This is a genomic window from Caulobacter sp. LARHSG274 (assembly GCF_052871235.1).
In genome coordinates this window covers 169,735-186,796 of record NZ_JBIXJO010000006.1, presented here as the reverse complement: position 1 = coordinate 186,796, position 17,062 = coordinate 169,735, and the positions used below count along the sequence as shown (strand labels likewise).

Sequence of the window (17,062 nt, the reverse complement as noted above, 5' to 3'; positions counted from 1 at the left end):
CGTCTAGAGCCTGTCGGGATCAGATGGAATCATCTGATCCCGACAGGCTCTAGATCCAAACATTTAGAGCGCGTTTGGCGGGCGAAACCGCTCACCCTTTCGCCCAACGCGCTCTAGGAGCAGGCCTGGCAAGGTTCGGAAGTTGACAGCCGAGGCGCCCGCCCCCGCCGTACGGCCAGGACCAACGCCAGGCCGGACGCCGCCGCCACGCCGGCATAGGCCGAGGCGCTGACTGCGTCGAGGCGATCGACGAGAACCCCGCCGAAGATCGCTCCCATGGCGATCGCCACCTGGAAGGTCGAGGTCAGGAGGCCGCCGGCCAGTTCGGCCTGGTCGGCCGCTTCGGACGTCACCCAGGACTGGAAGCCGACGGGCAGCATGGCGAAGGCGAAGCCCCAGACCGTCAGGGCGGTCGCAACCACCCAGGGCGAGGCGCCTAGGGTCACGATCGCCAGGGCCGACACGGCCAGCAGTCCCGCGCCGCCCAGCACCGCCAGGCGCGGATCGCGTTCGGCCAGGAAGGCGCCGGCGAAGTTGCCGAAGAACCCGGCGACGCCGAAGGCCAGCAGAACCAGCGAGATCGCGCCCACGTCGAGCCGGGTGACCTGCTCCAGTACGGGGCGAACATAGGTGAAGCCGGCGAAGTGACCGGAGATCACGAGCAGCACGCCGATCAGGGCCACGGCCACGCTGGGCCGGCGCGCCACCTGCAGCAGGCCGCGCAACTTCGGCGACGCGGTCGGCGCCAACCTGGGCAAGGTCAACACCTGGGCCAGCAAGGCCAGGGCGCCGACCGCGCCCGCGATCATGAAAGCCGCCCGCCAGCCCAGGGTGTCGCTGACATAGGCCCCGACCGGAGCGGCCGAGACCGTCGCCACCGAAACCCCGGTAAAGACGATCGACATCGCCCTCGGCAAGGCGTGGGCCGGCACCAGCCGCATGGCCAGGGCCGCGGCCATCGACCAGAATCCGCCCAGGCTCGCGCCCAGCAGGATCCGGGCGACCAGCAGCATCGGCAGGTTGACGGCGAACACCGTCAGCAGGTTCGAGGCGCAGAGCAGCGCCATCAGGGTCCACATCACGATCCGGCGATCGAAGCGTCCGGTCAGCACCGGCGTCAGGGGCGCGGCGATGGCGCCGATAACGGCTGTGGCGGTGACCGCCTGGCCGGCCGCGCCGACGCTGACGCCCAGGTCGGCCGCCAGCGGCGTCAGGACGCTGGCCGGCAGGAATTCCGAGGTCACCAGGGCGAAGACGCCCAAGGCCAGGGCGCCGATCGCCGCCCAGGCCGCCGGTGCTTCGGGAACCGGATCAGGCGTCGCGACATCTTGCACCGATTTGACAATGGTTGAGCCATCCATGGCGGTCTCCGGCGGGCCCTCGTGGGCCGGGCGAAAGTGGGGCGCGGCGGGCGAGGATCACGCCCGTCTGCCGCAGACATAGGAGCGGGCTGGGTGTATCGCCGGGGTTGTGCGGCGCAAATTTCCGCAAGGCGCGCGCAGCATTTCTGGATGGCGGTCCGGACGCTCGCCGACTCAGCAGCGCCGCTCAAGCCCACGCTCAGAGATTGCAATCTGTGGAGCTTCGCCGCGCCTGCATAAGCTCGTCGCTCTCGGCGTCGGCCCCACCTTTCGCAATCAGAAGAACCCCTCGCTAGGATCGCCCTTCGCCGCGCCAACCGACTGAGCCTGCCCGCCCAGGAACGGCATGCCCATCAGGCCCTGCGACCAGTCGACCGACACGCCCAGGTCCCGCATCCAGTCATAGAGCATGGTCCGGCGGGCGATCCGCCATTGGCCGTCGCGCCGCTCCATGCGGTCCAGATAGCGGCCGCCGAGGAAGACGTCGTGCTCGGCCTCGCCGAAGTCGATCCGGTGGTAGGCGCTGACATGGGTCTCGACCGCTGCGGCGTCGCCCCGCAGGTGGATCAGGCTTTGGCCCAGGGTGTGCAGGGTTACCGGGATGCTCGGCGCGCCCGGCGTGACCCAGGCCAGATAGTCGGCGAACGAACCGGCGAAGACGCCGAACTCGACCGCTGCATCGGGCCAGAAGCATCCGGAAATCAGGGCCGCGTCGCGCCGGTCCTCGCCACGGGCCAGCCGGGCCAGGCAATCGCGGATCTTTTCGCGGGCGAGGAGTTCGTTCAGTTCATCGCTGTCGTCCACGGCCTGGTCCCTCGCTCGCTCTGTCGAGCCAAAGCCTAGGGTCAGGACGGGCCAGATCAATCCCCGGCCGGCGCCGGTATCGGGGCGGCGATATCGGTTGCGGACGGCCCGGGTTCGCTTGCGCGCCCTCCCCCACCGATTACCACTATCGGCAAAACGACAGGCGAGGTTACCCCCATGGCGGACGGTGCAATGGCTGCGGAACGGCCCGTGCCGTTTTCGGTGGAGAACCCCGAGCGCATCCCGTCGCGGCGCTATTACGACGAGGAATTCTACCGCCTTGAGGGCGAGCACCTGTGGCCGCATGTCTGGCAGATGGCCTGCCGACTGGAGCAGATTCCCAATGTCGGCGACTGGGTGGAATATTCCATCCTCGGCAAGTCGGTGATCATCGTTCGCGGCAAGGCGGGCGTGAAGGCCTTCCACAACGCCTGCCGCCACCGCGGCGTGCCGCTCGCCCAGGAAGGCGGCCACGGGAACTGCAAGACCCCCGGTTTCATCTGCCCGTTCCACGGCTGGCGCTGGAACATCGAGGGCGAGAACACCTTCGTCTACGGCAAGCACATGTTCAGCCAGGCCCAGCTCGACCAGGCCGACCTGGCGCTGCGGCCCTGCCGGGTCGAACTGTGGGGCGGCTGCGCCTTCATCAATTTCGACGACAACGCCCCGTCGTTCCGCGACACGATCGGCCCGGTGGCCGACCGGATCGAGGCGCACGGCATGAGCAACCTGCGCTCGGAATGGTGGTACGCCACCGTCCTGCCGGCCAACTGGAAGGTGGCGATGGAAGCCTTCATGGAAGGCTATCACGTCATGCGCACCCATCCGCAGCTGCAGCAGGCCGCGCCGATGCTCTACAACATGATGTACGGCATGGACACCGGCGGCATCGGCGTGCCGATCGACCCGAACATGAGCGTGCGCGACAACATCAAGGCGCAGATCAAGCACCTGGGCCTGCTCAGCGAAGGCATGGCCGGCATGGTCCACGCCAAGGAAGTCGAGATCGCCAAGCAACTCGCCGATGTCGAGCTGCCGGAAGACCCCGCCCAGGCGGTGATGATGTGGTACGGCATCCTCAACGCCCAGATCACCGCCCAACTGCAGGCCAAGGGCGAGAAGGTGCCGGACCTCAACGGCGTCGCGGTCTCCGATCCGATCAACGCGGTCGAATTCCTGTTCCCGAACTATTTCCTGCTGCCGATGTTCTCGAGCATGTCGTCGTATCGGATCCGGCCGCTCGGACCGGAGAGCTGCCTGTTCGAGCTGTGGTCGCTGACCCATGTCGCCGAGGGCCAGGCGCACCAGACGCCGATGGAGCCCACGGTCCTGCCCTATGACAGCGACGCCTTCCCGCCGATCCCGCGGCAGGACTATTCCAACATCCCGATCCAGCAGAAGGGCATGCACGCCGAGGGCTTCGACTTCATGCGCCTGTCCAAGGACATCGAGGGCCTGATCAGCAACTACAACCGGATCATCGACGGCCACCTGAAGGGCGTCGCGCCCGACAAGCTGGCCGCGGCGACCAACCTGCTGGGCGGCAATTTCGACGGCAAGATCCTCGATCTCGGTTTCTGAGCCGTGAGCGACGCGCCCAAGCTGCTGATCTTCCTCAAGCGGCGGCCGGGCCTGAGCCGCGAGGACTTCCGCCGCTACTACGAAGGCGTCCACGCGCCGCTGTGCCTGAAATACATGGCCGGCGTCAGTCGCTATGTCCGGCGCTATCTGGAGCCCGCGCCGGGCATGCCGGAAATGGAAGCCGACGTCGTGACCGAGGTCTGGATGAAGGACCGGGCGGCGCTCGACTATGTGCTGGCCAACGCCGCCCGGGACAGGCTCCCGCCTGACGTTCTCGCCGACGAGGAAAAGCTGTTCGACCGCTCGAAATCCCGCTTCTGCGCCGTGATCGAGTGCGAGACGGACATGGCCGGCTGAATGCAATGCCCGCGCCGGGTGCGCGACAGGGAAGAAGGAGAGATCCGATGGCCAAGGTCGAATTCGAACCGATCAAGCCGCAGATCGGCGCCCGGGTGCTGGTCGACCGCGCCTGCCTGTTCGACGACGACGTCGCCCAGGCCTGCCTGGCGGCGCTGGAGGACCGCGGCGTCCTGGTCTTTCCGCAGGTCAATCTCACGGACGCCGAACAGCTGGCCCTGACCGACAAGCTGGGCGAGCGCGTCAACTTCTCGCGCAACGCGCCGGGCGGCGATGCGGCGGCGCAGGACGTCTACAAGGTCACGCTCGACAAGACAGTCAACGCCCATCCGGAATACGTCCTGGGCACCTTCTTCTGGCACATCGACGGGGTCACCATCGACCAGCCCCTGCCCAAGGCGACCCTGCTCTCGGCCCGCAAGCTGTCGGCCAAGGGCGGCCAGACCGAATTCGCCAATCTCTACGCGGCGTTCGAGCATCTGCCGGCGGCGGAGAAGGCCGAACTGAAGGAACTCCGCGTCGTCCACACCATCGCCGCCAGCATGAAGGTGTTCATGGACGAGGTGAACGAGGAGACGGTCGTCCTGCTCAACAAGGCGGTCGACGTGGTGCATCCCTTCGTCTGGACGCACGAATCCGGGCGCAAGTCCCTGCTGGTCGGCAGCCACGCCGACCATGTGGTCGACATGCCCTATCCGCACGGCCGGGCGCTGATCACCCGAATGATCGAATGGGCCGGCCAGCCCGAGTTCCGCTACACTCACCAATGGCAGCCGGGCGACTTCGTGATCTGGGACAATTGCGGGCTGATGCACCGCGTCGTTCCCTATGACGAGAACTCGGGCCGCACCATGCACCGCACGACCCTGGCGGGGCACGAGAGGGTCGTCTGAAAGGGCGCCATCGGAGAACGCCTCTAACTCCCCGGATCCTGGCCAGCTAAGCCGCCGTGCGTCCTTCGAGGCTCGCTGCGCGGGCGCCTCAGGATGAGGAATTCAGCACGGCTTTCCTCATCCTGAGGTGCGAGCCGATAGGCGAGCCTCGAAGGACGCACGGCGAACGCTTCAGCCCCAGAGCGCTTCCGCCGCCGCCAGCCCCTGCCCGCCCCGGCCGCCGAGTTCGCCGATCAGCGCCTTGAGGCGGTAGGTCCACAGGTGCAGCGGGTGCTCCAGCGTCATGCCCATGGCGCCGAGGAACTGGTGGAAGTCGTAGACGCTCGCCCGAGCGCTCTCCTGGGCGTGCAGGGCGGCCAGGGCGGCGTCGCCGGGGTCGAGCGTGCCGGCCGCCTTCATCGCCAGCCAGTAGACGCCGTTGGCGCGCACCTGGGCCTCGGCCAGCCGATGGCGCAGCGCCTGGAAGGTGGCCAGCGGCCGGCCGAACTGCTGGCGGTCGGTGACATGGGTGGTGGTGCTGTCCAGCGCCGCGGCCAGCAGGCCGGCCGCCTCGGCGGCGATGGCGACCCGCCAGCGGGTGGTCACGTCCTGCGGCGACACGTCCTGCGCCGGGGTCGCGATCGTCGCCGGATCGACCCGCAGGCCGCCCATGGGATAGCCGAACAGGGTGTCCTCAGCCCGGACCTGGTCCTCGGTCGCGATGAAGCTGGAAACGCTGTCCTGGCCGACGACGAGCACGGTCGCCCCAGCCTTCAGGAAGCGGATCGGGCGCCTCCATCGTCCCTCCATCACCAGGCAGAACGGGCGCGGCAGATCCGGGAACAGCGGGCGGACCAGGGCGCTGGCCGCCGCCTCCACGGCATAGGGCAGCCTGGCCAGGCGCTCCACGACCAGCGCGGCCGAGCCGGCGCCGAGGTCGGGATCGAAGGCGACGTCGAGGAACCCGCCCTCTTCCAGCGCGCGGTCGAGCTTGTCGCTGACCAGGGCGAAGCCGGCGTCGTGGACCGACGGGCCGACGAAGGGCCGGGCCAGGGACTCCACGGCGTCGAGGATGGCCGTCTGGTCGGTCGTCAGGGCGAGGTCCATCAGCGCGGCTCCCGGGGCAGCTTGAGCACGTCGGTGGCGATGATGTTGAGCTGGATCTCGGCCGCGCCGGCGGCGATGCCGGCCACGATCCCGCGCTGGTGGTGCATCTTCAGATAGGGGTGGGCGTCGGCCAACGCCTCGGGCAGATATTCGACCGCGAACTCGGCGACCCGGCGCTCGGCCATGATGGTGGCGAAGCGGGCGGAACTGGATTCCGCCCCGATCGCCTCGCCCCGGCAGCGCCGGTCGATGATCGCATAGCTGGCCATCCGGGCCGCCTCGCACAGGGCGGCGCAATGGGCGGCCTCAAGCCTGACGGCCTCGGCGGCGAATTCGTCCTGGGCCTGAAGCACCTGGACGGCGCGATCGAGGGCTGCGCGGGCCAGGGCATAGCGCGGAATGCCCAGCCGCTCGTTGGTCAGCGAATAGGCGATGATCTCCCAGGCTTGGCCCTCCTCGCCCAGCCGCGCCCCGATGGGCACGAGGCAGTCGTCGAAGAACACCTCGTGGATGTCGCCCTCGCCGATCAGCGACGGGATCTGCCGAACCGTGACGCCCGGCGTGTCCATCGGCACCAGCAGGATCGAGATGCCCTTCTTGCGGTCCTCGCTGGTGCGGCAGACCAGGAAACAGGTGTCGGCCAGCCCCGCATAGCTGGTCCAGATCTTCTGGCCCGACACCCGGTAATGGTCGCCCTCCAGCACCGCCCGGGTGCGCAGCGACGCCAGGTCCGAACCGGCTCCGGGCTCGGAAAAGCCCTGGCACCACAGCGCTGCGCCCTGCGCGATCGGCGGCAGGTAGCGCGCCCGCTGTTCGGGCGAGCCGTAGCGGATCAGGGTTGGCCCGACCCAGTTGACATTCATGTACTGGCCGCCGCGCGGCTCGCCGGCGATCCACATCTCCTCGGCGAGGATCGCCTGGCGCCACGGGTCGGCCCCCGCGCCCCCGATCTCCGTCGGCCAATGCGGGATCAGTAGGCCCTCCTCGGCCAGCTTGCCGCAGAAGCTGCGGGCATATTCGGTCAGGGCCGGCGAGGCCGGGCCATGCTGAGAGAACCGCTCCCAGTCCTCGGGCAGGGTGGCGGCCAGGAAATCCTGCAGGCGCTTACGGAAAGCGGACTCCTCGGCGGTCCATTCGAAATTCATGGGACTCTTCGTTTCGCAAGGAAGCTTCGCCCAAGACCTTGGGACGGGGCGCAGCCAACCCATACACCAGGCCGGCAGGCCGCGCCGTGCGGGGCGCGGGGTCCCGCCCCAAAGACCGCCGGGGTGATATGGCCCGCTCTTGCGCAGAGCCGGCAAAGCCGCCCAAGTCACGCGGATGACCGAACCCATCTTCACCGCCGTGGCCACGATCGGCGAGATCGCGCCCGAGACCGCCAAGGCGGTCGAGGTCAACGGCCGCTCGATCCTGGTCTGCCATAGCGACGGCCGTTTCTTCGCCGTCGAGAACCAGTGCTCGCACGCCCAGGAGCCGCTGGCCTGCGGGCGGCTGAAACGCGGCTGGCTATCCTGCCCAGCGCACGGAGCGCGGTTCGATCTGGAGACGGGCGAGCCGCTGAATCCGCCGGCGACCGAGCCGATCGCCACCTTCGCCGTGCGGCTGGTCGGCGAGGTCATCGAGGTCGCCGCCTGACCATCGCCGCCCCGATATCTGCCCCGGCCCCTTGCGGTCCTGGCCCCAAATAGGCGCTAGCGTGTGGGCAGACCGGAGGCCCGTTCTTGACCGACGCCCTTGCAACTTTGCGCCACGACGTGCGCGCCTGGCTGGCGGCCAACGCCCCCAAGGACTGGCGCGCGGCCTGCACCATCCACGAGGCCTTCCTCGACACCCAGCGCAGCTGGTTCGCCAAGCTGGCCGAGGGCGGCTATGCGGTGCCGCACTGGCCGGCCCAATGGCCAGGCGGCGGCCGGGGCCTGGCCGAACAGAAGGTGATCTATGAGGAGCTGGCCCGGGCCGACACGCCGCGGCTGCTGCTGTCGTTCATGTCGACCTATCACGCCGCCAGCACCCTGTTCGAATGGGGGAGCGCCGAGCAGCAGGCCCGCTACATTCCCCGCATCCTCGACGGCGAGATCTGGTGCCAGGGTTTTTCGGAGCCCAACGCCGGCTCCGATCTGGCCGCGGTGCGCACCCGGGCCGAGCGGCGCGGCGACGTCTATGTCGTCAACGGCCAGAAGCTTTGGTCGACCATGGGCCAGTTCGCCGACAAGTGCCTGCTGCTGGTGCGCACCAGCACCGAGGGCGCCAAGCAGGCCGGCCTGACCTACCTGCTGCTCGACCTTAAGGCCAAGGGCGTCACCGCCCGGCCGATCCATCAGATCCACGGCGACGAGGAGTTCGCCGAACTGTTCCTCGACGACGTCGAAATTCCCGTGGAGGACCGGCTGGGCGCGGAGGGCCAGGGCTGGGCCGTGGCCCAGTCGACGTTGTCGTCCGAGCGCGGCCTGACCCTGCTGGAGCTGAGCGCCCGCATGCGCGGCGCCCTCTGGCGCATCGCCGACCTGATCCGCCAGGCCGGCCGCGAGGACGATGCGGGCGTCCTGCGCGACTTCGGTCGGCTGTCGATCAAGGTCGACGCCGCCTGCGCCCTGGCCGACCAGTTCCTGGCCAACCGCATCGCCGGCCAGGAACGCGCGGGCGACGCCTCGCTGGTCAAGCTCACCTATTCGCGGACCCTGCGCGAGTTCACGGCCCTGGGCCTGCGGCTCGGGGGCCTGGACGCGCAATACCACGCGCCGATCATCTTCGGCGGCGGGATGGAGACGGGCAACTGGATGGCCGATTTCATGAACAGCTACGCCTGGACGATCGCCGGCGGCAGCGACGAGATCCAGCGCAACATCATCGCCGAGCGCCTGCTGGGCATGCCGCGCGAGCCCAAGAGCTGGACCCTGGCTGGAGACGCCACATGACCCTGGCCCGAGCCGAACTGCAGGACGCCGCCCGCAAGGCCTTTGGCGCCGGCGGCCTCGCCCCCGATCCCGAGGCGAGCTGGGGCCTCGTGACCGAAATGGGCGCGCTGATGATGACCGTGCCCGAGGACCTGGGCGGCCTGGGCCTGGGTCGCGAGGCGACCGGCGTGATCCACACCGAACTGGGCCGCACCCTGGCGCCCGGTCCGGCCATCGCCCAGATGCTGGTAATCGAGGCGCTGTGCGCCGCCGACGGCCTGGCCGAACGCCAGGACCTGCTCGACCGCGCTATGGCCGGCGAGGTGATGACCGCCTCGCTGGCGGGCCCCGGCGCCTTGGGAGCCCTGACCTGCGTCCCGGACGCCGATCGCGCCAGCCATGTCCTCGTCGTCGAGGACCGGCGCGTGGCGCTGGTTTCCCTGGACGGCGCTGAGATCAGGCCCCACGAGACCTGGGACAGGACCCGCCGGTTGTTCGACGTGAGTCCGACCGCAGGCGGCCTGGTCCTGGCCGAGGGCGAGGCGGCGACGGCGCTCGGCCAGCGGCTTGAGGCGCAAATGCTCTTCGCCCTCGCCGCCGACTCCCTGGGGGGCGCGGACGCGATCCTCGGGCTGACGATCGACTATCTCGGCACGCGCCGCCAGTTCGACCGCCCCCTGGCCCTGTTCCAGGCTCTCAAGCACAGGGTCGCCGACATGAAGACCTGGCTCTCGGCGGCGCAGGCGCTGTTCTGGAGCCGCGCGGCCGATCCCGTCGCCGGCCTGGCCGAACTGGGTGCCCTGAAGGCCCACGCAACCGGCGTCTATCGCGCCATCGCCGAGGACGCGGTCCAGCTGCATGGCGGCATCGGCCTGACCATGGAGCACCACTGTCACCTGTTCCTGAAGCGCGCCACGCTCAATGGCGTGCTGGGCGGCGGCGTCGACCGCTGGGAAGCCCACGCGGGCCAGCAGGCGCTCGCCAAGGCCGCGACCTGATCGTCCGCTCTCAGACCCGACCCCATGCCGCCGTGGAGGGCGGCATGGGGCCCGTCGGCTATTTGCCCATCACGTCCTTGACCGCCGCGACGATCGAGTCGACCGACACCAGATAGGCGTCTTCCAGCGGCTTGGAGAACGGCACCGGCGAATAGGGCGCGCCGAGCCGGCGGACCGGGGCCTTCAACTGTCCGAACAGCTCTTCATTGACGGTCGCGGCGATCTCGGCGCCGGGGCCGAAGCTGCGAACCGCCTCGTGCACGACTACGCAGCGGCCGGTCTTGGCGACCGACTTGAGCACCGCCTCCTTGTCCCACGGCGACACCGTCCGCAGGTCGACGATCTCGACCGAGATGCCGGCCTCGGCCAGCGGAGCCAGGGCCTGCAGGCTGCGCACCACCATCGACGACCAGGAGACGATGGTCACGTCGCTGCCTTCGGCGGCGATACTGGCCTTGCCCAGCGGGATAGGCCCCTGGTCGACGGGAACGTCGCCGGGGATGAACAGGGTGCCGGCCGACTCGATGATGATGCACGGATCGGGGTCCTGGATGCAGGACAGCAGCAAGCCCTTGTAGTCGGCTGGATTGGACGGGGCGACGACCTTGATCCCGGCGCTGTGGGCGAACCAGCCTTCGAGATGGTCGGCGTGCTGGCCGGCGGTCTGCCAACCGGCCCCGGTCAGGGTGCGGATGGTGATCGGCACCGTGCTCTGGCCGCCGGACATGAAGCGAAGCTTGGCCGCATGGTTGAAGATCATGTCCATGCAGACGGCGGTGAAGTTCATCAGCATGATCTCGGCGACCGGCTTGTAGCCGGCCAGCGCCGCGCCGATGGCGGCGCCGATGATCGCCTGTTCGGAAATCGGCGTCGACTTGACCCGCTGGTCGCCGAACTTGGTCGACAGGCCGATGGTGGCGCCGGTGACGCCGCCGCCTTCGCGGTCGGCGATGTCCTCGCCGAACACCAGGACCTTGGGGTCCTCCGCCATGGCCTGGTGCAGCGCCGAATTGACCGCCTGGAAGGCGTGCATCTTGACAGTCTCGGTCACGCGGGGATCTCCGTGGCAAACACATCGCGGCGCATTTCGTCGACGGACGGGAAGGCGCTGGCCAGCCCGAACGCCATCGCGTCGTCCACTTCGGCCTGGATGTCGGCCTGCATCTTGGTCAGCTGGTCTTCGGTCGCGTGGCCCTCGGCGATCAGGCGGGCGCGGAAGGCGGGCAGCGGATCCTTGGCGATCGCGGCGGCCTTTTCTTCCTTGGTCATGTACTTGTCGTCGTCGCCCAGCACGTGGCCGAGGAAGCGGAAGGTCTTGCATTCCAACAGGGTCGGCCCCTCCCCGTCCCGCGCGCGGTTGATCGCCTCGTGGGCGGCCGCGTACATGGCCCAGGGGTCGTTGCCGTCCACCGTGTAGCCCGGCATGCCGTAGCCGACGGCGCGCTTGGAGATGAAGTCGACCGAGGTGCCGTTCTCGTAGCGGGTATGCTCGGCGAAGCCGTTGTTCTGGCAGACGAAGATGACCGGCAGCTTCCACAGCGAGGCCAGGTTCAGCGACTCGTGGAACGCGCCGATGTTCGACGCGCCGTCGCCGAAATAGGCGATGCTGACGCGCTTGCTGCCGTCCAGCTGGGCCGCCCAGCCCAGGCCGTTGGCGATCGGCATCGAGGAGCCGACGATCCCGGTGGTCACCATCACCCCCGTCTCCGGGTGGGTCAGGTGCATCGGGCCGCCCTTGCCCTTGCAGGTGCCGTCGATGCGGCCGGCGATCTCGGCCCACAGCGGCCGCAGCGGCATGTCCTTGGCGACCATGTCGTGGATGCCGCGATAGATCGTGCAGATCGTGTCTTCGTTGCTGAGCAGCGTGGAGATCGCCGAGGGAATGACCTCCTGACCCCGCGCCGAATAATAGGGCATGACCAGCTTGCCCGCCCGCATCGCCCGGCGGATCGTGTCGTCATTGCGCTCGATCCGGATCATCCGCCGGTAGATGTCGACCAGCGTCTCCGTGCTGGGGGCCGGACTGTTGCTCTGCTCTGCCATGACGTCCTCAAGGGATGTGGATCGGGTCAATCGATCAGCGCTCGGGGCGCCCAGGTCAATCGCGCCCCGACCCGCCCCGGCGATATCTGCCCTGGCGGCCGTTCGCCGCCGACGAGGGCCGAGGCAAGCCGCGGTGTCAGCCGGTCCGGAGCGCCGCCAGCTTGTCGGCGTCGAGCAGTTTCCACAGGCCGTCGGCCGAGGCGATCGTCCGCTCGCCGGCCATGATCAGTCCGCGCATGAACACGATCTGCGAGGTCCGGCGAACCAGTTCCGGCCGGCAGGTGAGGAAGCTGCCGATCGGCGCGGCGGCCGCGAACTGCAGCTGCAGCTGTAGCGTCACGCAGTCCCGGGTCTGGGCCGCGTCGACGACGCCCAGGCCCAGGGCGATGTCGGCGAAGGTCATCAGCACCCCGCCATGGATCGTGCCGACATGGCCGTTGCCGTGCTGGTCCTGGCCGAGCAGGCCGACGATCCGGCCCGCCCCGTCGCCGCGAACCCAATAGGGTCCGGCGGCCGCGTGGAACTGGGCGCCGGACAGGCAGGTCCAGCCGTCCGCCTCCAGCTGCGCGGCGTCGACGGCAGGGCTCACAACTGGTTGTCCAGGCCCGCCGCGTGCTTGGCGGCGACATAGCCGAAGGTCAGGGACGGACCGATGCTGGCCCCGGCGCCGGGATAGACATTGCCCATCACCGAGGCGGTCGACACGCCGGTGGCGTACAGGCCCTCGATCGGCGAGCCGTCCGCCCGGACCACCCGGCCATGCGCGTCGGTCACCGCCCCGCCATAGGTGCTGACGTCGCCCGGCACCACGTCGATCGCGTAGAACGGCCCCGTCTCGATGGCGCCCAGCGCCTTATTGGGACCGTGATAGGGATCGCCGAGCCAGGCGTCGTAGGCGCGCTCGCCGCGGTGGAAGTCCTCGTCGACGCCCATCTCGACGAAGCTGTTCCAGCGCTCGACGGTGGCCTTCAGGGTCGCCGGATCGACCCGGATCAGGCGGGCCAGCTCCTCGATGCTGTCGGCCTTCTTCAGATAGCCCTGCTCGGTCCAGGCGGCGGGCTTGTTGGCGCCCGGCATGGTGCCGGCGACCATGTACTGGTCGATGCACGTGGCGTCGAAGATGGCCCAGCTGGGAATGGCCGGCGCCGTCTGGTTCCGCTTCAGCATGGTCTCGCAATAGAGCTCGTAGGACCCGCCTTCGTTCATGTAGCGCACGCCCGTCTGGTCGACGAGGATGGCGTGCGGCTTGCCCGTCAGGCTCTGGATCGGCGGCGTCGGGAACATCGTCTCCCAGCCGGGGGCCAGCGAGGTCTGGTAGCCGACCATCTGGTCCATCTGGGCTAGGACGCCGCCGATACGCTCCATCTCGACATGCATCTCGCCCATGTCGCTCTCGTTGGTCTGGGACCATTCGGCCCGGGTCCCCGGCATGTACTTGTCGCGCATGGCCTGGTTGCGGGCGAAGCCGCCGGCGTTGACCAGCACGCCCAGCCGTGCGCCGACGCGCCAGGGCTTGCCGTCCTTCACCGTCACGACGCCCGTCACGACGCCGTCCTTGACCACCAGCTCGGAGACCGGGGATTCCAGGCGCAGGTCGACGCCGGCCTTCAGTCCGGCCAGCAGCATCCGGCCCTGCAGGGCCGCGCCGGCCGAGACCACCGCCTTGCCGGTCAGCCGGGTCCAGATCGTGCGCAGAATGACCTTCAGGAAGGCCTTACGTCCGGTCCAGCTCTTCTTGTAGTAGGGAAGCTTCATGCCCTCGTCGAGCCGGACGGGGACCGGCAGGAAGCCCGGGCGCAGCTTGGACTTCCACGCGCCCAGTTCGTTGGTGTCGAACAGCTGGGCCGACACGCAGCGGGTGGTTTTGCAGCCGCCCGGCAGTTCGTCGTAGTAGTCCGGCCAGAAGTCCGTGGTGCGTTCCAGCTTGAGCCCCTGATCGACCAGGAAATCGATCATCCTGGGCGCCTCGCGCACATAGGCCAGGCGGCGCTCGCGCGACGTGCCGGGCGCCTCGCCGGGATCGGTGGCCGCGACGGCGTCGAGATAGGCGATCGCCGCCTCGGCGCTGTCCGGGTCGCCGGCCGCGCGCATGAAGCGGTTGTTGGGGATCCACATGACCCCGCCGGACTTGGCGGTGGTGCCGCCGGCCCAGGGCGACTTTTCGAGGATGACGACCGACTTGCCCGCCTTGCGCATGACCAGCGCCGAACTCATCGACCCGGCGCCGTTGCCCACGACCACCCAGTCGAACGTCTCGTCAAATGCGGCCATGCGCGACTCGGATTGTTGTGCAACGGCGCGAGCGTCAGACGGCATCCGGCGACCCTATTCGATCGTGCCCAGCACCGTGCCGACTTCGTAGATCTCGCCGACCTGGGCGAGGATCCGCAGCGTGCCGCTGGCCGGGGCCTCGACCTCGTTGGTCGACTTGTCGGCCTCCAGCGAATAGAGCGGCTGGCCCTCGGTGACCTGCGCGCCGTCCTGGACGAGCCATTCGGCGATCTGGGCCTCGGTCATCGAAAAGCCGAGCTTGGGAAGCAGGATATCGGTGGCCATGGTCGCGGTCTTTCTTTGGAGAAGATCTTCGACTTCTACCTAGCGCGCGGACCAAGCCCGACCATGGCAAAACCGGCGGCCGCGGGCCGATATCGACTCGGCGATACGGCCGTTAGTAGCCGCGCGTATCGACCCAATCCTCGGCCTCGCCGGGCTTGTAGGTCTTGCCTGGGGTCTTGCCCGAAGCGGTCTTGAGATCGAAGCCGATCGGGTCGGCGCCGCCCTCGATCTCGACTCCCATGGCCGACAGGACCCAGCTGGTCATCACGTAATGGCCGATCGAAAACACCAGGTCCATCATCTGGCGCTTGTCGAAGAAGGTGGTCAGGGTTTCCCAGGTCGCGTCGCTCAAGGTGCCGCTGTCGATCAGTTCGTCGACCGCGTGCAGGACGATCGCGTCCTGCTTCGACCAGGCGCCGCCCTCGGGATAGTCGCGGATGGCCGCGATGTCCTCCAGCGTCAGGCCGGCGTTGAGCCCGTAGCCGACGTGGTTGTGCCACTCGTAGGCCGACTTCACCCGCCAGGCGACGCGCAGGATGATCAGCTCCAGGAAACGCACCGGCAGCGTGTTCGACATCAGCAGATGCTTGCCCCAGACGTTGTAGGCCTTGCCGAGGTTCGGATGGTTGCCCATCACCATCATGACGTTGGTCTTGGAGCCCTCTTCCCAGGCGTTGGGCTCGCCCCAGAAGGCGAAGACCTCGCGCGCATCGTCGGTCCATTCCGCGCGCGGCAGCGGCAGGATGCGAGGCTTGATGTCGCTCATGATGTCTCCGGTGTCTGGTGCGGTTCTAAGGTTTGGGCGCGGGACGATCGCGCCCTAGAGGCCTTCGATCAGCAGCGCGCGGTATTGCGCGCCCCGCTTCCGATGGGCCAAGGCGGCCTGGTATTCGGGGCTGTCGTACCAGGCGCGGGCGTCCTGGGTGCTGGGGAACTCCAGCAGGACGATCCCGTCGGGCGCCGCGCCCTCGAACGCCTCGGTCGCGCCGTAGACCGACAGGGGCTTGATCCCATAGGCCTGGACGAAGGCGCCGGCGTTCCGCCGGTTCATGGCGCTGTAGGTCTGCAGCGCCGCCGGGTCGGTGACGGCGCCTTCGCGGATGAAGATCATGTAGGCGGGCATCGGCGGCGATCCTGTCAGTGGACGAACGACGGCGCGGCCTCGGTGTCCAGCCGCGCCCGGGCCGCCCCGGCGTCGGCCTTGTAGGAACGGCTGGCCAGATAGGCGAGGATCGTGCTCGGAACGCCGGCCAGCAGCGACCAGCGCATCGCGATCCCCAGCGAGGCTTCGCCATAGGCCGGGTGCAGCAGGTCGCTCAGCCAGCCGACGAGCACGGGGCCGCCGCCCAGGCCGATCACATTGATGGTCACCATCAGGATGGCCACGGCCGTGGCGCGGGACGACACCGGGGCCAGGCCGGTCACCACCGCCATCAGCGGCGCCGCGGCCAGACCGCCCACCAGCAACTGCAGGCCGAACAGCGGGAACACCCGCTCGGCCGGCCCGGTCAGGATCAGCAGGCCGACCACCATCGCGATGGCGCCGCTGGTCATCGGCAGCCACAGGTACCAGCGCAGGTTCCGGCGCCCCAGCAGGTCGGCCAGAGGGCCGCCGAGCAGATGGCCGATCAGCGACCCGAGGAACAGCGCGCCGCCCATCTGCATGCCGGCTTCGCGGGCGGGCATGCCGTGGGTCCGTTCGATGAAGGCCGGCGCCCAGCTGATCAGCCCCATGGTCATCAGGGTGTTGAGCGCCGAAGCCACGACGAGCAGCGGGAAGGTCCGGATCGCCATCAGCTCCCGCGCCACCTCAAGGAACGGCTTTCGTTCCTGCGGCGCGGTGGTGTTTCCATCGGCGAGCCCGGCCCGGACGTCGCGCAGGGTGAACCAGACGATCGGCGCCAGGATCAGCCCAGGAAGGCTCGCCAGCAGCAAGGCCTTGCGCCAGCCGTATTCGTGCGCCGCCCAGCCGCCCAGAGCCGGGCCGGCGAAGGCCCCGATCGAGGCGCCCAGCAGGAAGATCGACAGCGCCGTGCCTCTCTGCTTGGGCGGGAACAGGTCGGCGATCCAGGCCTGGGACGGCGGCGTGAAGGCCCCCTCGCCCAGGCCGATGCCGGCGCGGCCGAGCAGCATCACCCAGAATCCCTTGGCGGCGGAGCAGATGACGACCGAGACCGTCCAGACCAGGGCGGCGATGGCGACGATCCGCTTGCGCGACCAGCGGTCCGACAGGTGGGCCAACGGGATCACCGCCAGGACGTAGACGATGGCCAGGATCAGGTCCTTGACCAGGCCGATCTGGAAGTCGCTGAGGTGAAGATCGTGGCGGATCGGCTCGACCAGCACGAACAGGATATAGCGCTCGGCGACCACGCAGGCCGAGAGCAGCACCATGATCAGCAGGAAATAGGATCGGTAGCCGAGCCCTGGGAGCTCTTCGCGCGGGGCTTCGGCCGGCGGTTCGACCTCGGTCGTGCTCAGCATTTTTC

At 68.8% G+C, this 17,062-nt stretch carries 18 protein-coding genes; 6 read left to right on the top strand and 12 right to left on the bottom strand.

The features are described from left to right. Positions 1-113 precede the first annotated feature (113 nt). Both ACIPQB_RS13415 and ACIPQB_RS13410 read right to left on the bottom strand, forming a co-directional pair. Positions 114-1,361 (bottom strand): MFS transporter, encoded by a 1,248-nt coding sequence (locus ACIPQB_RS13415; RefSeq protein WP_446485741.1) that lies wholly within the window; start codon positions 1,359-1,361, stop codon positions 114-116. 276 nt (positions 1,362-1,637) lie between these two features. Beyond that, positions 1,638-2,165, bottom strand: coding sequence for a nuclear transport factor 2 family protein (locus ACIPQB_RS13410; RefSeq protein WP_446485740.1), 528 nt, complete (start codon positions 2,163-2,165; stop codon positions 1,638-1,640). Positions 2,166-2,375: 210 nt separating this feature from the next. On the opposite strand from ACIPQB_RS13410, the gene ACIPQB_RS13405 reads away from it, so the two are divergent. Genes ACIPQB_RS13405 through ACIPQB_RS13395 form a run of 3 tightly spaced genes read left to right on the top strand, consistent with a single transcriptional unit; the run spans position 2,376 to position 4,996 of the window. Continuing rightward, positions 2,376-3,746 carry an aromatic ring-hydroxylating oxygenase subunit alpha gene (locus tag ACIPQB_RS13405; RefSeq protein WP_446485739.1) on the top strand — a complete coding sequence of 457 codons (1,371 nt, stop codon included), beginning with the start codon at positions 2,376-2,378 and terminating at the stop codon, positions 3,744-3,746. Positions 3,747-3,749: 3 nt separating this feature from the next. Then, on the top strand, positions 3,750-4,103 hold the full coding sequence (locus ACIPQB_RS13400) for an EthD domain-containing protein (protein WP_446485738.1): 354 nt from the start codon (positions 3,750-3,752) through the stop codon (positions 4,101-4,103). 47 nt (positions 4,104-4,150) lie between these two features. Further along, positions 4,151-4,996 carry a TauD/TfdA dioxygenase family protein gene (locus ACIPQB_RS13395; protein ID WP_446485737.1) on the top strand — a complete coding sequence of 282 codons (846 nt, stop codon included), beginning with the start codon at positions 4,151-4,153 and terminating at the stop codon, positions 4,994-4,996. Positions 4,997-5,167: 171 nt separating this feature from the next. Here the strand turns inward: ACIPQB_RS13395 and ACIPQB_RS13390 are convergent, their stop codons facing one another. Both ACIPQB_RS13390 and ACIPQB_RS13385 read right to left on the bottom strand, forming a co-directional pair. Continuing rightward, a complete protein-coding gene (locus ACIPQB_RS13390; RefSeq protein ID WP_446485736.1) occupies positions 5,168-6,082 on the bottom strand; it encodes an acyl-CoA dehydrogenase family protein in 915 nt (304 codons plus the stop codon). Next, positions 6,082-7,227, bottom strand: coding sequence for an acyl-CoA dehydrogenase family protein (locus ACIPQB_RS13385; protein ID WP_446485735.1), 1,146 nt, complete (start codon positions 7,225-7,227; stop codon positions 6,082-6,084). Before ACIPQB_RS13385 ends, ACIPQB_RS13390 begins: the two co-directional genes overlap by 1 nt. A gap of 175 nt (positions 7,228-7,402) precedes the next feature. Between ACIPQB_RS13385 and ACIPQB_RS13380 the strand changes: the two genes are divergently transcribed. The 3 genes from ACIPQB_RS13380 to ACIPQB_RS13370 all read left to right on the top strand — a co-directional run bounded on the left by ACIPQB_RS13380 (position 7,403) and on the right by ACIPQB_RS13370 (position 9,974). After that, a complete protein-coding gene (locus ACIPQB_RS13380) occupies positions 7,403-7,717 on the top strand; it encodes a Rieske (2Fe-2S) protein (RefSeq protein WP_446485734.1) in 315 nt (104 codons plus the stop codon). 86 nt (positions 7,718-7,803) lie between these two features. Then, entirely contained in the window at positions 7,804-8,997 is a 1,194-nt protein-coding gene (locus ACIPQB_RS13375; protein ID WP_446485733.1) for an acyl-CoA dehydrogenase family protein, read from the top strand. After that, positions 8,994-9,974, top strand: a complete 981-nt coding sequence (locus tag ACIPQB_RS13370; protein ID WP_446485732.1) for an acyl-CoA dehydrogenase family protein — start codon at positions 8,994-8,996, stop codon at positions 9,972-9,974. Before ACIPQB_RS13375 ends, ACIPQB_RS13370 begins: the two co-directional genes overlap by 4 nt. 58 nt (positions 9,975-10,032) lie before the next feature. On the opposite strand, the gene ACIPQB_RS13365 is transcribed toward ACIPQB_RS13370, so the two are convergent. The 8 genes from ACIPQB_RS13365 to ACIPQB_RS13330 all read right to left on the bottom strand — a co-directional run bounded on the left by ACIPQB_RS13365 (position 10,033) and on the right by ACIPQB_RS13330 (position 17,057). Then, positions 10,033-11,025, bottom strand: a complete 993-nt coding sequence (locus tag ACIPQB_RS13365) for an alpha-ketoacid dehydrogenase subunit beta (RefSeq protein WP_446485731.1) — start codon at positions 11,023-11,025, stop codon at positions 10,033-10,035. After that, entirely contained in the window at positions 11,022-12,017 is a 996-nt protein-coding gene (locus ACIPQB_RS13360; protein WP_446485730.1) for a thiamine pyrophosphate-dependent dehydrogenase E1 component subunit alpha, read from the bottom strand. Before ACIPQB_RS13360 ends, ACIPQB_RS13365 begins: the two co-directional genes overlap by 4 nt. A 136-nt stretch (positions 12,018-12,153) precedes the next feature. Then, positions 12,154-12,606 (bottom strand): PaaI family thioesterase, encoded by a 453-nt coding sequence (locus ACIPQB_RS13355; RefSeq protein ID WP_446485729.1) that lies wholly within the window; start codon positions 12,604-12,606, stop codon positions 12,154-12,156. Continuing rightward, positions 12,603-14,288, bottom strand: coding sequence for an FAD-dependent oxidoreductase (locus tag ACIPQB_RS13350; RefSeq protein ID WP_446485728.1), 1,686 nt, complete (start codon positions 14,286-14,288; stop codon positions 12,603-12,605). The genes ACIPQB_RS13355 and ACIPQB_RS13350 overlap by 4 nt, the downstream gene beginning before the upstream one ends. Before the next feature lie 54 nt (positions 14,289-14,342). Continuing rightward, on the bottom strand, positions 14,343-14,573 hold the full coding sequence (locus ACIPQB_RS13345; RefSeq protein WP_446485727.1) for a biotin/lipoyl-containing protein: 231 nt from the start codon (positions 14,571-14,573) through the stop codon (positions 14,343-14,345). 112 nt (positions 14,574-14,685) lie between these two features. Continuing rightward, positions 14,686-15,339 (bottom strand): carboxymuconolactone decarboxylase family protein, encoded by a 654-nt coding sequence (locus ACIPQB_RS13340; protein WP_446485726.1) that lies wholly within the window; start codon positions 15,337-15,339, stop codon positions 14,686-14,688. A gap of 54 nt (positions 15,340-15,393) precedes the next feature. Next, complete coding sequence (locus tag ACIPQB_RS13335; protein WP_446485725.1) at positions 15,394-15,696, bottom strand: DUF1330 domain-containing protein; 303 nt, start codon at positions 15,694-15,696, stop codon at positions 15,394-15,396. Positions 15,697-15,710: 14 nt separating this feature from the next. Continuing rightward, entirely contained in the window at positions 15,711-17,057 is a 1,347-nt protein-coding gene (locus tag ACIPQB_RS13330; RefSeq protein ID WP_446485724.1) for a spinster family MFS transporter, read from the bottom strand. Positions 17,058-17,062: the final 5 nt, after the last annotated feature.

Coding starts and splice junctions, on each gene's coding strand:
- ACIPQB_RS13390 (WP_446485736.1), bottom strand. CDS start 6,082: ATGGACCTCGCCCTGACGACCGACCAGACGGCCATCCTCGACGCCGTG.
- ACIPQB_RS13370 (WP_446485732.1), top strand. CDS start 8,994: ATGACCCTGGCCCGAGCCGAACTGCAGGACGCCGCCCGCAAGGCCTTT.
- ACIPQB_RS13330 (WP_446485724.1), bottom strand. CDS start 17,057: ATGCTGAGCACGACCGAGGTCGAACCGCCGGCCGAAGCCCCGCGCGAA.
- ACIPQB_RS13350 (WP_446485728.1), bottom strand. CDS start 14,288: ATGGCCGCATTTGACGAGACGTTCGACTGGGTGGTCGTGGGCAACGGC.
- ACIPQB_RS13335 (WP_446485725.1), bottom strand. CDS start 15,696: ATGCCCGCCTACATGATCTTCATCCGCGAAGGCGCCGTCACCGACCCG.
- ACIPQB_RS13395 (WP_446485737.1), top strand. CDS start 4,151: ATGGCCAAGGTCGAATTCGAACCGATCAAGCCGCAGATCGGCGCCCGG.
- ACIPQB_RS13360 (WP_446485730.1), bottom strand. CDS start 12,017: ATGGCAGAGCAGAGCAACAGTCCGGCCCCCAGCACGGAGACGCTGGTC.
- ACIPQB_RS13415 (WP_446485741.1), bottom strand. CDS start 1,361: ATGGATGGCTCAACCATTGTCAAATCGGTGCAAGATGTCGCGACGCCT.
- ACIPQB_RS13345 (WP_446485727.1), bottom strand. CDS start 14,573: ATGGCCACCGATATCCTGCTTCCCAAGCTCGGCTTTTCGATGACCGAG.
- ACIPQB_RS13385 (WP_446485735.1), bottom strand. CDS start 7,227: ATGAATTTCGAATGGACCGCCGAGGAGTCCGCTTTCCGTAAGCGCCTG.
- ACIPQB_RS13380 (WP_446485734.1), top strand. CDS start 7,403: ATGACCGAACCCATCTTCACCGCCGTGGCCACGATCGGCGAGATCGCG.
- ACIPQB_RS13340 (WP_446485726.1), bottom strand. CDS start 15,339: ATGAGCGACATCAAGCCTCGCATCCTGCCGCTGCCGCGCGCGGAATGG.